We start from the raw sequence: 12846 nt of genomic DNA, 5'->3' as shown, positions 1-12846 counted from the left end.
TTTCCAAGGTGCAAAAACAGGCCATGTTTTTTGAAGATTTCCATGTGGGAGACGAGGCATCTTTCGGCCGTTACGAGGTGACAGAAGCCGAGGTTCTTGAATTCGCAAGGAAATATGACCCGCAAGCTTTCCATGTGGATAAGGAAGCAGCAAAAAAATCACTGTTCGGAGCTTTGTGCGCTTCGGGCTGGCACACATGCGCCATGACCATGCGCATGATGGTCGATCATATGGAAGAAACCGGCACAGCCACCCTTGGGTCGCCCGGTGTGGACGAGATCCGCTGGGTGAAACCCGTTTATCCGGGGGACGTGTTAAGCGTGCATATGAAAGTTACAGACACGCGTCGCTTGAAATCCAAGCCGGGAATAGGCAATATCAAGAGCGATTACACGGTGCTCAATCAGAAGGGTGATGTTGTCATGACCTTCAAGAGCAACGGGTTTTTCAAGGCTTGTGGGGAGGGCGATTGATCACCCGCTCCACAGTCATTGCATGTGTTTGTCGATCAGAAAACTCTTTTTAAGGGAAACCAATATGATCCGTTCTTCTCTTCTCGCGCTCGTTGTGTCGGGTTTTTGTTTTGGCGGTGTTGCGTCTGCACAGGTGCTGAGTGTGACGGAAGCTGAAGGCCGGATTACCGAGGCATGTAAAGCGGAGCCGGGAGCCGATCCAGAGGCTTGCGAATGTTATATCGTGGAGCTGAAAAAGGCGCTGCCCACGGATTCTTATGAAATCATGACCGTTCTTGCTGCGATTGCCGTTAGCGGTGATGACGAAGGCATGAAGGCCTTCGCGGAAGAAGAAGATCTGGCTTATGATGAAGTGAATGAACTTCTTGTGGAAACGCGTTTGACCTTGAACAAGGTGGAAGAGATTTGCGGCTATTGATTTCTGCTTGATGCCGTAACCGTCAAGAGCACGCAGGATAAGCCGTCGGTTCCAGCTTTTGTCTGGGACTGGCGGTTTTTTGTTTCCCGGCTGCGTTCGGCCTGTCCGCGTCAATCTGTTGATGCTGTCCATATGCCGCCTATCCGACGGCTATATAACCCCGGAGAACGCTATAGATGGGTCTGGAGCGCGCATATGGCGCGGGAGGCTGTTTGGGCCCAAGGAGAAGGGCGAAGTGGCATATGGGCTGCGCTATGGCGGTAATATGGGGGAGACTTAAAAGGGCGCTTGGCCCCGGTCCTGCGACGGGCATTTCGGATCGGCCCGGAGGAAAAGCACTTCCGCAGCCCGGTTCGACTGCGGAAGGCAAAGAAATTGGATCAGGCGTCCAGACCTTTGATGGTCGTGGCGATCAGGTCGGAGCCTTTTTTGCCCGATAATTTATCGGCGATCACCGTGCGAGCGGCTTTTACAGCGATATCGGTGGCTTCCGCACGAAGATTGCGCAGGGCATCTTGTTCTGCCTGCTTGATTTTCTGGCGGGCCACTTCTTCGCGGCGGGTGCTGACACGATTGATCTCGGCCATTGCTTCGCTGGTCATCAAGCGGGCATCGTCTTCGGCCTGAGCAATGATGGCGTCTGCTTCGCTGGCGGCTTCCCGCTGGCGACGTTGCCTTTGTGCCAGATCGGCCTGTGCTTCTTCCCGAAGCTGACGGGCTTCATCGATCTGTCCGGCGATTTTGGCAGAGCGGTCATCAAGTGCTTTGGCAATCATTTTGTGAATGCCAAAATACAGCAACAAAGCAACGAAGATTACGAATCCAAGGGCAACATAGAATTCTGCCGATTGGAATAGCCCTTCTTCACCGTGATGGGCATCTACTTCCACCAGTTCCTGATGGCCGTTATTTTGAGATGTCTGGGCCATTATGCCGCCTCCGACCGAATGGTGGTCACAGCCGCTTCAATCTCGGCGCTTTCCACCTCTTCACCTGTCAGGCGTGCGATCAGGGACGCAGCCACATCCGTGGCCATTTTATCCATCTCGCCCATAGCGGCCTTCACTTCCTGATCGATACCCTGTTGGGCCTTGGCAATTTCTGCATCGATTTTTGCTTGCGTCTCGCTCAGAAGCTTTTCGGAGCGTTCGCGGATGTCGGCCTTGGTGCGTTCGGAAATGGCCCCTGCTTTGGCCCGTGCCTGAGCCAGAGCCGCTTCATACTCTTCTGTGAGTTCGTCGGCCTTGGCTTTCATGGTGCGGGCGGCATCCAGATCGGCTTCGATCTGTTCAGAACGCTCGACCATGGCCCGCTCCACACGCGGAAGTCCCACGCGTGCCATAAGCAGCCAAAGTACGCCAAAGGCGATGATCAGCCAAATGATCTGTGGTGCAAAAAGCGCCGGATCAAACTGAGGCATTGTGCTTCCTCTTGCTCGGGTCGCGTGTCAGGTCGTTTTCAGCCTATCAATCCCATTATGGGACTGATCCGGCTGAAAATCCACCGCCGGACCCGATGAACGGACGATCCGGCGGCAGGCATTGATTGCTTGTGGCCGCCTATTAGGCGACGAACAGCAAGATCAGGGCAACCAGGAACGAGAAAATGCCCAGGGCTTCTGTCACGGCAAAGCCGAAAATCAGGGTCGGGCGCAGCTTGTCAGCGGCAGCCGGATTGCGAAGTGCGGCCTGAAGGAAATAGCCAAAGATCAAGCCAAGGCCGATACCGGCCCCACCCATGCCGAGTGTGGCGATCCCTGCACCGATGAGCTTTGCGGCTTCTGCGTCCATTAGTCAGTCCTTTCGTATAAGGTCAGATGGTCAAATGAGTTGTGGATGTGGCTTGGCCGATCAATGTTCAAGATTGACGGCGTCGTTCAGATAAACACAGGTCAAAAGCGCGAACACATAGGCCTGCACAACGGCGACCAGAAGTTCAAGCGCATTCAGAATGACAATCATCAAGGCCGGCAGCACCGAAATCCCTGACAATACACCGCCCGCCAATAACAGGCTGACAATGAAACCGGCAAACACCTTCAACAGGATATGCCCGGCGGTCATGTTGGCAAACAGACGCACCGAATGGGTGATCGGACGCGAGAGGAAGGAAATAACCTCGATCACGATGATCAACGGCATCAAAAGGATCGGCGTGTCCTTGGGGACGAACATCCCGAGGAAATGTGCGCCATGATTGATGAAGCCAATGACAATGGTTGCCAGAAAAATCAGTCCGGCAAAGGCGAATGTAACCGCCAGATGGCTGGTCACCGTAAAGGAATAGGGCAGCAAACCAATCAGGTTTCCGGCAAGAATGAACATGAACAGGGTAAAGACGAACGGCACATAGGCGCGTCCTTTCTGTCCGATATTCTCTTTCACCATACCGGCAATGAATTCATAGCAAAGTTCAACCATGGACTGCCAGCGGCCGGGCACCACATTGCTACGGCGCACGCCCATCAGCACGAACACAGCAACGCTGAGACTGCTGATCAGCATGAAAATGCCAGCATTGGTCAGGGATGCATCGACGCCCGCAATGGAAAGCGGGGCTGCGGGATGAATTTCGAATTGCTCGAGCGGGTTAGCCACGCCTTAAAGCTCCGCGATGAGAGTTGCCTATTCGTTTTCGCCAGTCTTGTCGTCAAGTCCGTCGCCAGTTTTGCCGCCAGCCTTGCCGTCAGTCTCGTCATTGGTGCTTTCAAGAAGCCGCATCAAATTGCGGAACCCTGTCAGCGTTCCGATTAGAAACATCCCGATCAAGAAAATCGGAGATGTTCCAAACCAGCGATCAAGCCAGTAGCCTATGAAAGCGCCGACTGCAACCGCCGACACGAACTCGAGCCCCATTCGATAGCCATGTGACAGGCTTTGGCCGTCGTCCGCATCTTTATTTTGCTGTCCATCGGCATCATCATGCTTCCCGATTTTTGCACGCGCTTCAGCCAACCTCTTGTCGAAGCTGCTTTTTTTATTTTCGCGTGTCTCAGGATCCACGATCACCTGCCATGATTGACAGCGCGCTTGTGAAAAATGCCGGATACACCCCTCTGCAAACGCGCGCGCACTATAGAGGCGGCCCCATATGCTGTCAAGAACGACAAATCTTGGCTTAAGATATTGAAAAATATAAGAAAAGTGTGATTCGCAAGGCTTATTGTGCGGCCGTTAGTGATTCGGCGCGTTCCAGATCCACAGAGACCAACTGCGAGATTCCGCGTTCGGCCATGGTTACGCCGAACAAACGGTGCATACGGGCCATGGTCACTTCATTATGGGTGACGATAAGAAACCGCGTGTCGGTGCGGGCATTCATACCGTCCAGCAAATCGCACAGCCGCTCCACATTGGCTTCATCCAACGGGGCATCCACTTCGTCCAGCACGCAGATAGGGGCGGGGTTGGTGATGAACACCGCAAAGATCAGGGATAGCGCGGTTAAGGCTTGTTCGCCCCCCGATAAAAGTGACAGGATCTGCAGCTTTTTACCCGGCGGGCTGGCCATGATCTCGATGCCCGCATCCAAAGGGTCATCCGATTCGACCAGTTCCAGACGCGCATATCCTCCGCCGAACAGGGTTTGAAACAGGTCGGAGAAATGGCGGCTTACCTCTTGAAAGGCGCTCAATAACCGTTCGCGGCCTTCGCGGTTGAGGCTGCCAATCGCCTGACGCAAACGCCCGATGGCCTGTTCCAGATCGTTGCGTTCTTCCAGCAGATGGGAAAGCTGGGTTTCAACCTCGCGCAATTCTTCGTCGGCTCTCAGATTCACAGCCCCTAAACGCTCCCGCTGGGCTTTGTGACGCGTCGATTGCTCCTCGAATGTTTCCATATCCGGCAGTTGGGCCGGATCGCCCAGATCCAGTTTCTTTAAAATATCAGGGGGCGGGCATTGAAACCGCTCGCCAGACATGCGGGCAATTTCTTGCCGCTGTGCTGTCATGGCGTCCAATGCTGCGGCGGTTCGCGCGCGGGATTCGCGGATATCGGCAAGCTGTTCTTGCACGGCCTTCAAGGCGCGATCTTTTTCCGCCAGCGCAGTTTCTGCGCTTGCCAATTGATCGGCTGCTTGCCGCCTTGTGGCCTCGGCTTGTTCAATCTGGTCGGCAAGGGATTGACGTTTTTGGGCAAATTCGTCGGGCGGGATTTTAATTTTTACCTGCTCGGCCTGTGCTGTTTGGCGGCGTTTATCCAGCTGCTCCAATTGATCGGCAGCCCGCTTGAGCCGTTGTTCCCAAGCGCGATGTTCCGTTTCGATGGCGGACAGGCGATCCCGGCGGCTCTGCGCCTCGCGGCTTAATGTGTCGTGGTTGGTGCGGGCCTGGGCCAGTGCATGGCGCGCGGTTTCAACCGCTTCCCGCGCGGTTCTGGATCGGGTTTCCAGATCGGTGGCAAGGGGGAGTTCGGCCAAAGCGGCTTGATGGTTTTGCAGCGGGCCTGTGCATCGTTCATTTCTTGTGTGAGACGGGCCAGCGTTTCGGTCAGCCCCGCAAGGCGCGAGGCGCGGCGATTGGCTTCCGCTTCTGCCTCGGCCAGCTTTTGCTTTGCAGCACGCACGGCGCTTTCCGCTTCATCAAGATGCGTGCGTTGCAATGCCTGTGCCTTTGTAGCGTTTTGAACCGCGCTTTGTGCCTGTTCATGGGCTGTGGCGGCGACGGCGACTTTGGCTTCCAGTTCAACGCTTTCTGCTTTTAAAACAGCCAAGCGGTTTTTCTGTTGCAGGCGAATGGTTGCGGCGCTTGGCGCATCGGCAGCCATGCGGTAACCATCCCAGCGCACAAGGCCGCCGCTTTTGGTCACCAGCCTTTGGCCGGGCAGCAAGGCGGGGACCAGATGCTGTAATTGGGCATCCGTTTCCACCACACCGATTTGCGATAGGCGGCGGGTCAGGGTGGCTGGCCCCTCCACATGATTGGATAAGGGGATCGCCGTATCGGGAAGCTGCGGCACTTGGGAAAGGGGCGGAAGGCTATGCCAAACGGTTGGCGCGTCGGCAGCATCAAGGGGGGCATTGAGATCTTCCCCCAGCGCGGCGCCCAAGGCTTGTTCAAAGCCGGCATGCACGGACAGTTGGTCGGCAATAGAGGCTTGCCCGTTCACATTGCGCGCCTGCAGCCGCTTTTCCAATGCGGCACGGTCTGCTTGATTGCTGGCCAGATTGCTGCGGCTTTGCGACAGGGCTGCGCGTTTTTGATCCGCTTCTTCGCGGGCTTGCGCGGTTTTTGCGGCAGCCTCTTCCAGTTTGAGGGCACGGTCCTCGATTTGTTTTTCTAAGGCGGCGACAGCGATTTCTGCGGTTTTTACCGCCTGCGCATCGGGATCGGCCTCTTCCATGGCGTGAATGGCGGCTTGTGTTTCCTGATGATCGCGGGCCATGCGGTCGCGCCGACGCTCAAGGGCGGTCAGGTCGCTGGAGAGGCTGGCGCGGCGGCCTCGCGCTTCGGCAAGGCGCTGGCCAATGGCATCATAGGCGGCTTCTGCCTCCTCCGCTTTGCGGGCGCAGGTATCAAGATGATCGCGGGCCGCCTGTTCCGCCGCAAGCTGGCCTTCTTGGGCCTGCTTATGGCGGGCCTGTTCCGCATCCAGCCGCGACAGGGCGGCTTTGGCATCCGCATGGGTTTCTTTTTCGCGCAGTTCATCCGCTTGAATCTGCTGGATCTGACGCTCCAGCGATGCCAGCATGTCGGCGCGCTGGCGCTCATCCGCTTCAAGCTGGCTGGCGGTCATTTGCAGCCGTTGCACGTGGGCTGCGGCATTTGTTTCGGCTTTGCGCAGATCGGGAAGCTGGGCCGCGAGTTGGGTTTGTTCCGCACTGAGCTTCGTTGCCGTGGCTGTCAGGGTGCCGACGTGCTGTTCGATCTCGTGTTGATTGCGTTCCAAGGCGCGCGCCTGATCCAAGGCATTGCGCCATTTGTGGTATAAAATGCCCGCATCTGCCTTGCGGATGTCGTTGGAAAGGGTGCGGTAGCGCTCTGCTTGTCGGGCTTGCCGCTTCAAAGCAGCGCTTTGTGTTTCCAATTGGGTCAGAACATCTTGCAGGCGCACAAGATTGTTTTCCGCCGCTTTCAGGCGTTGTTCCGCTTCCCGGCGGCGGCTGTGCAGGCCGGAAATGCCCGCGGCTTCTTCCAATATGGCGCGGCGATCTTTTGGCTTTGCCGCAATTAAAGCGCCGACGCGGCCTTGGCTGACCATGGCCGGGGAGTGGGCGCCGGTGGCTGCATCGGCAAATAAAAGCTGCACATCCTTGGCCCGAACATCGCGCCCATTGATGCGGTATGCGGAGCCGGATTCCCGTTCGATCCGGCGGACGATTTCAAGCTGGTCTTCTTCATTGAAAGCGGCAGGGGCGCGGCGGCGGCTGTTATCGATGGTCAGCGATACTTCTGCAAGATTGCGCGCCGGACGGCGGCTGGTTCCTGCGAAAATCACATCGTCCATGCCCGACCCACGCATGGATCGGGCAGAGTTTTCTCCCATCACCCAGCGCAGCGCCTCTACCAGATTGGATTTTCCGCAGCCATTGGGCCCGACGATTCCCGTGAGCCCAGCTTCGATCCGAAGCTCGGTCGGATCGACGAAGGACTTAAAGCCGGAAAGTCTGAGCTTTGAGAACTGCAAAGGCTGGCCTGTTCAGATTAAAGTTCGTCCTCGATGATCTCAGACAGGGTGTCGAATCTCTGGCTTCGGCGCCACGCTTTTTCCCGTTGATGATGATGGTGGGCGTTCCTGCGATTTGCCAGCGCTTCTGGCCTTCGCTGGTCATTTCCACCAGATGCTGCTGCAGATCACGTTCCGACAGACATTGATCGAAGCGAGTGCGGCTGACACCTGCCTTGCGCACCACATTGGCCATGTCATCAATCACCACTTTTGCATCTTGCTGGCTGGCATTGGCAAGCCATGTGGCCTGGGTGGAGAAAAACAGCTCGGCGATGGGGAAGAACCGGTCTGGTCCCATGCAACGGGCCACGGCAGAGGCGGCCAGATCATAGCGGTTCATCACATAATTATGGAATTCGTAACGCACCTTGCCGGTTTTGATATAGGTTTCTTTCAGATCGGGAAGCACATCGCGGTCAAAGGCGGCGCAGTGCGAACAGGTGAGCGAGGCATATTCGATGATGGTCACCGGTGCATCGGGATTGCCCATGCTGACCCCGCCCAGCGCAAAGCCTTTTTCCGATGCTGTTTCGGTGGTGATGACCTTGCTGTAATCGGTGGCACTTTCAGCGCTTGCGCTTTCCGCAGGGGCGCTGCTTTTGTCCATTGTTCCGCTACTGTCGTCATTGCCGCAAGCGGCCAACCCCAATGCCAGAAACGCAATGAGGGACGGGGTTGCCAACTGCTTTAATTTGTGTGTCATAAGCCTTGTACCTACCAGATATAGAAATTTTAATCGGCATGAAGCCGGATGGCCAGTGTCAAATGCCTGCATGAGCCTTTATGGACGCCCTTCATGCTCAGGAGCGTTTTTTTTGTAAAATAGCGGCTCCCCAGCGTTCCAGCAACTCGCGGAGTTTATCGTCTTTAATGGGTTTTACCAGCTTTCCCGATTGCGCCACCGCTTGGGGATCGGGTGGTGACGGCGGGGCAGGCGGTTTTGGTGGGGCTTGGCGCTGCACCGGGCCTTGTTGCAGCTTGATACGCGCCACCGCTCCATAGCCGAAAAAGCGGTTCACCCGTTCGATGATCCGTGGTTCGCTATGCTGGAGCATCGGTGCAAAAGCAGGGGTGACGCGAATCTCCAATGTGCCGCCCATGCGTTCGCCGCGCGGGAAGGAAAGCCGCAAAGGCACGGCGTTGCCAGCAATATCCTCGCCAACGATTTCAACCCAACGGGCGACGATTTCCTGATTGATAAAGCCACGCTACGCCAAGCCGTTCGGGCAATATCCGGCATCAGCCGGGCAAGCGGAACGGTTTTTCCGCGCCTTGAGAGGCGGACCTGATTGCTCCTGCTTGACTTGCCAGCATTCATCTTGCCTGCCACTGTCCTTTCACCGCGCCATGATGGTCATGATAAGCCAAAACCGTTTCCTATAAGAAAGCCGAACCTCTTGATGAGTAGCACCCTTCGTCCCGAAACGCAGCCCCGGATGGGAACCATATCCAAGAATCGGCCGGATGAATTGAGCGGGGCTTTGCTGGCATGGTATGACCGGCATCAACGGGTGTTGCCTTGGCGGGCACGGGGAGGGAAAGCGCCTGATCCCTATCATGTGTGGCTGTCGGAAATCATGTTACAACAGACAACGGTTCAGGCGGTAAAGCCGTATTTCGAAGGGTTTGTGGCGTGCTGGCCAACCGTTAAGGATTTGGCCAATGCCCCGTTGGAAGCCGTGCTCGATCGTTGGGCAGGGCTTGGCTATTATGCCCGGGCTCGCAATCTTCATGCCTGTGCTTGCAAGATCGTGGCGGATTTTGGCGGCTGTTTTCCACCAGATGAAAAAACGCTGAAAACCCTGCCCGGGATTGGCGATTATACCGCAGGGGCCATTGCCGCCATTGCGTTTGGCAAAGTCGCCGCCGCTGTGGACGGCAATGTGGAGCGGGTGATCTCTCGCTTGCGGTTCATCGACGAGCCCTTGCCCAAAGCCAAAAAAGCGATCCGGGCGGAAACGCTGGTCTTGGTGCCGGATCGGCGTGCGGGTGATTTTGCCCAAAGCCTGATGGATCTGGGGGCGACCATCTGCACAGTGCGTGCGCCCAAATGCGGGATTTGCCCGTGGGAAGGCGCTTGTATTGCCCATGCCAAGGGCCGGATGGAAGAACTGCCCATCAAGCCCGCCAAGAAAATCAAACCGGTGCGGCATGCTTTGGCCTTTTGGCTGGAAAGCGATGGGGATGTGTTGTTGCGCCGTCGTCCGGCCAAGGGGCTTCTGGGCGGGATGCTGGAAGTGCCGTCTTCACCGTGGGGGGATGTGCCCCTTGATGACGATGCGGCACTGGCCCATGCCCCGAATGCTGCGGACTGGACCATATTGGAAGGCGTGGTGCGCCATACCTTCACCCATTTTCATTTTCACATGAAGGTGGCGCGCGCCCATATCAGGGCCGATGCCCGCCCCGATGGCCTGTGGGTGCCTATGCACGATCTTGATGGGTTGCCAACGGTGATGCGCAAAGTGGCGCATATGGTGCAAAAGCAGAAAACCTAATGGCGTGTTGCGGTGTTGGAATTTTCTATCAGACGAACATAAAAGCGGATCATCTCCAGATAGTTTTCGGTGGACACACGTTCATTGGTGCCATGCAGGCGCTTTAGATCTTCGGAATTAAGGCGCATGGGGGCAAAGCGGTACACATCATCGGCTACTGCCGTGAAATGGCGGCTATCGGTTGCCGCCACCATCAGCCCCGGTGCGATCAGGGCCTTTGGGAAGGTTTCGGCAATGCTTTTTTCGATGACGTGGAAGGCGGCGCTATCGGTTGAAGATACTTTTGTGGCTTCCCGCGCCTGATCAGCCGTGCCGATGATGGTGATGGCCGGATCGTCGATGGTTGTGCGCACATGGTCGATCACGGTTTGGCCGGTATCATTGGGGCGAATACGAAAATTGATGGTGGCTTCGGCACTTTGGGCCAGCACATTGGATTTGAACCCGGCCTGAAGCATGGTGATGGCCGTGGTGGTGCGGATCATGGCATTGGTGGAGGGGGTTTTGGAAAACTGGTTCAAAACCACAGGGCCAGTGAGCCATAAATTGCCTGAAATCACATTCAACGGAAAGGCCATATGCGGGGCAAGACGGGTCAGCATTTTGCTGGGCACCCCTTCAAGGCTTGCGGGCATTTGGGTGCTTTCCAGACGAGCCAGGGCGCGGCTCAATCGGCCCGGTGCCGAAACCATCGGCGGCATGGAGCTGTGCCCGCCTTCGCTTTCGGCCCGCAAGCGAAGGGTGATCGAGCCTTTTTCCGCCAGCCCGACCATGGCCACCGGTTCAGCAATGCCCGGTGTGATGCCTTGCAAAACGGCCAGACCTTCATCCAGAACGAAGGCGATCTGTTCATTCTGGTTCGCAAGCCATTGGGCGATCAGCGCCGCCCCTTTGTCGCCGCCCAATTCTTCATCGGCCCCGAAAGCCAGCCACAAGCTGCGCTTGGGGGTAAAGCCCTGGGCAAGCAGATGCTCAAGGGCTTCCATGATGGCCATCAGGCTGCCTTTGTCGTCCAGCGTGCCGCGCCCCCAGATATAGCCATCGGCCACCACGCCGCCAAAGGGGGGATGGATCCAGTTGCCTTTGGTTCCCGGTTCCACGGGCACCACATCCTGATGGGCCATCAACACAATGGCCGGTGTCTCTACATCGCTGCCCCTGAGCCCGAACAAAAGGGCATCACGGCCAATTTCATGGCGTTCGGCTCGTTGGTGGATCAAGGGGAACTGGTCTTTCAAAAAGGCATGAAAGTCCGCAAAGGGAGCCGCATCATAATCGGCCGCATTTTCTGTGGAAACGGTTTCAAAGCGAATGGCTTGTGCCAACCGGTCAATGGCGGCTTTGCCATCAAGCTGATGGTCGGGCTGTCCACTTTATCGGGGCGTGCATCCGGCAGGAAAACCACACGCAGCCATAAGCCAATAAAGGCCAGCACCAGCAAAACGCCCAGTGCCGCCACGCCGCGCATTATGATCCGCATCATTTTCCCAAAGCCCTCGCAGGTTTTTCATCATGGCCATAACCGCCGATGATACTGTAACGCTGCTTTGAAACCGTGGGAACCTCTCTCGTTCGACAGGCGAAGCTGTGGTTCTAGGCGTGGGAAATGGCGCGGATTTCTTCACGCAGGCGGTCCAAAGGTACCAGATCGCCGCGATTTTCCACATGCCAGAAGGTCCAGCCATTGCAGGCGGGGGCCCCTTGCACATGGGCGCCGATTTGATGGATCGAGCCTGTCATGTCGCGGCTGACCAAGGTGCCGTCAGACCGCACCCGTGCCGTATGGCGGCGACGGCTGTCATAAAGGGTGGCCCCGGTTTTGATCAGCCCCGCTTCCACAAGCTGGCCAAAAGGAACGCGCGGAGCCTGACGTTTGGAAATGGTATAGCCCAGCGCTTCTTCATCCAGCTTTTCCGTGGCGGCAATGCGTTCGCGGGCAACGGCGATATAGCCTTCGTCCCGTTCGATCCCCACGAAATGGCGCCCCAGTTTCTTCGAGACAGCACCCGTGGTGCCAGATCCGAAAAAGGGGTCTAGGATCACATCCCCCGGTTTCGATGCGGCCATCAAGATGCGGTATAAAAGCGCTTCGGGCTTTTGCGTGGCATGGGCTTTTTTCCCGTTTTTCTTCAGGCGTTCTTTGCCGGAACAAATGGGGATCAGCCAATCGGAACGCATCTGAAGATCGTCGTTCATGGCCTTTAGCGCATTGTAATTGAATGTGTATTTGCGTTGATCGGCGCTTTTTGCAGCCCAGATAAGGGTTTCATGGGCATTGGTAAAACGGGTGCCGCGAAAATTGGGCATGGGATTGGTTTTGCGCCATATAATGTCGTTCAAAAGCCAAAAGCCATGATCCTGCATGGCGGCGCCAACGCGGAAAATATTGTGATAGGTGCCGATCACCCACAGCGTTCCGGTATTTTTCAAGATCCGCTGCGCCTGAGCCAGCCATTCGCGGGTGAAGCTGTCATAGCTGGCGAAATTGTCGAATTTATCCCAGGCATCATCAACGCCATCCACCTGCGAATTATCGGGACGTTGAAGCTGGTCCTTCAATTGCAGATTATAAGGCGGGTCCGCAAAAATCATGTCCACAGACGCATCGGGAAGGCCGCGCATTACTTCGATGCACTCGCCTTGCAAGATGGTATCCAGCGGCAAATTTGCAGAGCGTTGCGGCGTTGCTTTGGTGCTGGCTGTTCCGGCTTCTTTTTGGGTATTCGACATCGTTTTTTCCTCTCTGGACGGCCCTAGTGTGGAAAAAACGGCGACTCGGGTCAATCAGATTC

At 56.5% G+C, this 12846-nt stretch carries 14 protein-coding genes and 1 pseudogene; 4 read left to right on the top strand and 11 right to left on the bottom strand.

The annotated features are described in order from the left end of the window. Nucleotides 1-8: 8 nt before the first annotated feature. Together JCM17844_RS07505 and JCM17844_RS07500 are read left to right on the top strand one after the other, a co-directional pair. On the top strand, nucleotides 9-473 hold the full coding sequence (locus JCM17844_RS07505) for a MaoC family dehydratase (protein ID WP_210431585.1): 465 nt from the start codon (nucleotides 9-11) through the stop codon (nucleotides 471-473). Between the two features lie 64 nt (nucleotides 474-537). After that, the gene (locus JCM17844_RS07500) at nucleotides 538-891 is read left to right on the top strand and encodes a hypothetical protein (RefSeq protein ID WP_150000376.1); all 354 of its coding nucleotides are present in this window, start codon (nucleotides 538-540) and stop codon (nucleotides 889-891) included. A 380-nt stretch (nucleotides 892-1271) separates the two neighbouring features. Here JCM17844_RS07500 and atpF read toward each other — a convergent pair whose 3' ends face one another. The 9 genes and pseudogenes from atpF to JCM17844_RS07460 form a co-directional block, all read right to left on the bottom strand. Then, nucleotides 1272-1820: a F0F1 ATP synthase subunit B gene (gene atpF, locus JCM17844_RS07495; RefSeq protein WP_150000375.1), complete on the bottom strand. Its 549-nt coding sequence runs from the start codon at nucleotides 1818-1820 to the stop codon at nucleotides 1272-1274. Then, nucleotides 1820-2311, bottom strand: coding sequence for a F0F1 ATP synthase subunit B family protein (locus tag JCM17844_RS07490; protein WP_150000374.1), 492 nt, complete (start codon nucleotides 2309-2311; stop codon nucleotides 1820-1822). Before JCM17844_RS07490 ends, atpF begins: the two co-directional genes overlap by 1 nt. Before the next feature lie 142 nt (nucleotides 2312-2453). Then, nucleotides 2454-2681: a F0F1 ATP synthase subunit C gene (locus JCM17844_RS07485; RefSeq protein WP_042085892.1), complete on the bottom strand. Its 228-nt coding sequence runs from the start codon at nucleotides 2679-2681 to the stop codon at nucleotides 2454-2456. A 60-nt stretch (nucleotides 2682-2741) separates the two neighbouring features. Next, nucleotides 2742-3488: a F0F1 ATP synthase subunit A gene (locus tag JCM17844_RS07480; RefSeq protein WP_150000373.1), complete on the bottom strand. Its 747-nt coding sequence runs from the start codon at nucleotides 3486-3488 to the stop codon at nucleotides 2742-2744. Nucleotides 3489-3515: 27 nt separating this feature from the next. Beyond that, the gene (locus JCM17844_RS07475; RefSeq protein ID WP_210431584.1) at nucleotides 3516-3899 is read right to left on the bottom strand and encodes an AtpZ/AtpI family protein; all 384 of its coding nucleotides are present in this window, start codon (nucleotides 3897-3899) and stop codon (nucleotides 3516-3518) included. A 151-nt stretch (nucleotides 3900-4050) separates the two neighbouring features. Continuing rightward, nucleotides 4051-5100, bottom strand: a complete 1050-nt coding sequence (locus tag JCM17844_RS14770; protein ID WP_443093535.1) for a coiled-coil domain-containing protein — start codon at nucleotides 5098-5100, stop codon at nucleotides 4051-4053. A gap of 1685 nt (nucleotides 5101-6785) precedes the next feature. Further along, nucleotides 6786-7514, bottom strand: a pseudogene (locus tag JCM17844_RS17465) (AAA family ATPase); the annotation flags it as partial. Further along, nucleotides 7480-8259, bottom strand: a complete 780-nt coding sequence (locus JCM17844_RS07465) for a DsbA family protein (RefSeq protein WP_210431581.1) — start codon at nucleotides 8257-8259, stop codon at nucleotides 7480-7482. The gene JCM17844_RS07465 and the pseudogene JCM17844_RS17465, both read right to left, overlap by 35 nt. A 97-nt stretch (nucleotides 8260-8356) precedes the next feature. After that, a complete protein-coding gene (locus tag JCM17844_RS07460) occupies nucleotides 8357-8755 on the bottom strand; it encodes a DUF721 domain-containing protein (RefSeq protein WP_150000370.1) in 399 nt (132 codons plus the stop codon). 201 nt (nucleotides 8756-8956) lie between these two features. Here JCM17844_RS07460 and mutY point away from each other — a divergent pair, with 201 nt between their 5' ends. After that, on the top strand, nucleotides 8957-10054 hold the full coding sequence (mutY, locus tag JCM17844_RS07455; RefSeq protein WP_210431580.1) for an A/G-specific adenine glycosylase: 1098 nt from the start codon (nucleotides 8957-8959) through the stop codon (nucleotides 10052-10054). Here mutY and JCM17844_RS07450 read toward each other — a convergent pair. Next, nucleotides 10051-11379, bottom strand: a complete 1329-nt coding sequence (locus JCM17844_RS07450; RefSeq protein WP_210431579.1) for a M20 family peptidase — start codon at nucleotides 11377-11379, stop codon at nucleotides 10051-10053. The genes mutY and JCM17844_RS07450 overlap by 4 nt on opposite strands. Here JCM17844_RS07450 and JCM17844_RS07445 point away from each other — a divergent pair. Beyond that, on the top strand, nucleotides 11371-11586 hold the full coding sequence (locus JCM17844_RS07445) for a hypothetical protein (protein ID WP_150000368.1): 216 nt from the start codon (nucleotides 11371-11373) through the stop codon (nucleotides 11584-11586). The genes JCM17844_RS07450 and JCM17844_RS07445 overlap by 9 nt on opposite strands. 61 nt (nucleotides 11587-11647) lie before the next feature. Here the strand turns inward: JCM17844_RS07445 and JCM17844_RS07440 are convergent, their stop codons facing one another. After that, complete coding sequence (locus JCM17844_RS07440; RefSeq protein WP_150000367.1) at nucleotides 11648-12784, bottom strand: site-specific DNA-methyltransferase; 1137 nt, start codon at nucleotides 12782-12784, stop codon at nucleotides 11648-11650. Nucleotides 12785-12846: the final 62 nt, after the last annotated feature.

Source organism: Iodidimonas gelatinilytica, from assembly GCF_008579125.1.
In the GTDB taxonomy this organism is placed as follows: Bacteria; Pseudomonadota; Alphaproteobacteria; order Sphingomonadales; family Rhodothalassiaceae; genus Iodidimonas; species Iodidimonas muriae.
The sequence above is the reverse complement of the archived record's forward strand: the minus strand, read 5'-3'. Positions and strand labels throughout refer to the sequence as shown.

Bases quoted from the DNA above. Each gene is read 5' to 3' on its own strand.
- mutY (WP_210431580.1), top strand. From the start codon at position 8,957: ATGAGTAGCACCCTTCGTCCCGAAACGCAGCCCCGGATGGGAACCATA.
- JCM17844_RS07440 (WP_150000367.1), bottom strand. From the start codon at position 12,784: ATGTCGAATACCCAAAAAGAAGCCGGAACAGCCAGCACCAAAGCAACG.
- JCM17844_RS07485 (WP_042085892.1), bottom strand. From the start codon at position 2,681: ATGGACGCAGAAGCCGCAAAGCTCATCGGTGCAGGGATCGCCACACTC.
- JCM17844_RS07490 (WP_150000374.1), bottom strand. From the start codon at position 2,311: ATGCCTCAGTTTGATCCGGCGCTTTTTGCACCACAGATCATTTGGCTG.
- JCM17844_RS07500 (WP_150000376.1), top strand. From the start codon at position 538: ATGATCCGTTCTTCTCTTCTCGCGCTCGTTGTGTCGGGTTTTTGTTTT.
- JCM17844_RS07465 (WP_210431581.1), bottom strand. From the start codon at position 8,259: ATGACACACAAATTAAAGCAGTTGGCAACCCCGTCCCTCATTGCGTTT.
- atpF (WP_150000375.1), bottom strand. From the start codon at position 1,820: ATGGCCCAGACATCTCAAAATAACGGCCATCAGGAACTGGTGGAAGTA.